Origin of the sequence: Alloalcanivorax balearicus MACL04 (assembly GCF_025532145.1) — a bacterium.
GTDB classification, from domain to species: domain Bacteria; phylum Pseudomonadota; class Gammaproteobacteria; order Pseudomonadales; family Alcanivoracaceae; genus Alloalcanivorax; species Alloalcanivorax balearicus.
In genome coordinates, this window is the sequence record NZ_ARXS01000063.1 from 1 (window position 1) to 1479 (window position 1479).

A 1479-nucleotide genomic window follows, 5' to 3' on the forward strand; every position below is an offset into this window, starting at 1 on the left:
TGGAGCGGGTGAAGGGAATCGAACCTTATGGCGCTATGGCTCTGACCACCACATCACTACACAACTCACTGATTTTCATGGAATTTATAAATGGTCACTAGCACTGTCTTGCCCTCACCCACACGGAAGCCTCGACACCATTTCGACACTACAGGCCTTAGTGGGCATGCTGATCAAAGTGGAGCGAAAGCCCCAGCGCACGAGTGATCTTCAGCATCGTATCAAAGCCCGGATTGCCTTCCGGTGACAGTGCTTTATAGAGGCCCGCACGGGTCATGCCTGTCTCGTCGGCCAGGCGTGACATATTCTGAGCACGTGCGATGTCACTCAGCGCTGCTCGAATGAGAGAACCATCCCCTGGATCTTCTTCGATACAGGCGTTGAGATAGAGGATCATGTCTTCCCGGTCCTCCAGATGATCGGAGGCATCCCAAGGTTTCAATTTGTGCTCGGTCATAACTCCTCCAGATATCGGTCAGCCAGCGCCTTCGCGGCCTTGATGTCCTTGCTCTGCGTGCTCTTGTCACCGCCAACAAGGAGAATGATCACCTCTAACCCCCGGATGGTTAGGTACACCCGGTAGCCCGGCCCGGTGTGGATGCGTAGCTCGCTGACGCCCCCACCGACAGACTTGATGTCCCCTAGGTTTCCTAGTGCTACTCGCCGGATTCGCGCATTGACTCGGGCCTTACCTTGCTTGTCACGAAGACGGCGAAGCCAGGTATCGAACTCAGGGGTAGTTAGAATCGTCTTCATACCAAATGTATACCACAGTATACAAAAAAGAGCAAGCTCAGAAAACCAGTCGAACGGTTAGTCCCGCATAAAGAGGGAGGGATACAGAGGAGGAGAGCCTCTTCCCGACTAGAGCCCAATCCTAAAAACCCATAGCTTCTTGTTTTTAAATATTTTTCCTAAATTAAAAGGCGCATTACTCCACACTAGCAAGGAGTAGTGTCGTCACTTGATCCTCTCTTTGCTATGCTCTTTCCCTACAGCCAGGACGGTTAATAAATGATCAACAAGGAAGTGGTATGTGGGCCTCTTTTATTCTTCTCGGTGACAAAACGGATCACGGCGGCACAGTGACCAGCGCGTCGGTTACGGCGGATGTGGAAGGCAAGGGCATCGCCCGCATCGGTGATACCGTGATTTGCCCAAAATGTAAGCGACTAACCCGAATTATCACCGGTGACCCCACCATTCAGATCGATGGCCAACCGGCAGCGGTGCATGGCAGTGCAACCGATTGCGGCGCTAGGCTTATATCCAGCCAAGCGACTACGGGGGCATCAACCGGAGCCCCCAAACAGGCCACCACCAACGTCAACGATGTAGCCGCCGCCCTGGCTACCCTTCCCGGCATTTCCAAGGCTGTGATTGGCGCCTCTGCTACGGCCGTCTCCTCTGTCTCTTCCGCGCTGTTCGACCGGAATTCGCCCCCCTTTTGTAACCATCCCCTAAAATCGGTGCATGCGT

General features: G+C 53.8%; 3 protein-coding genes. 1 reads left to right on the top strand and 2 read right to left on the bottom strand.

Going from position 1 to position 1479, the window contains the following annotated elements:
- Positions 1 to 157: 157 nt before the first annotated feature.
- Together MA04_RS21655 and MA04_RS21660 are read right to left on the bottom strand one after the other, a co-directional pair.
- On the bottom strand, positions 158 to 457 hold the full coding sequence (locus MA04_RS21655; RefSeq protein WP_063139984.1) for an addiction module antidote protein: 300 nt from the start codon (positions 455 to 457) through the stop codon (positions 158 to 160).
- Positions 454 to 756: a type II toxin-antitoxin system RelE/ParE family toxin gene (locus MA04_RS21660; protein WP_262462832.1), complete on the bottom strand. Its 303-nt coding sequence runs from the start codon at positions 754 to 756 to the stop codon at positions 454 to 456. Before MA04_RS21660 ends, MA04_RS21655 begins: the two co-directional genes overlap by 4 nt.
- A gap of 278 nt (positions 757 to 1034) precedes the next feature.
- Between MA04_RS21660 and MA04_RS21665 the strand changes: the two genes are divergently transcribed.
- A partial coding sequence (locus MA04_RS21665; protein WP_262462834.1) for a PAAR domain-containing protein occupies positions 1035 to 1479 on the top strand: 445 nt, incomplete at its 3' end.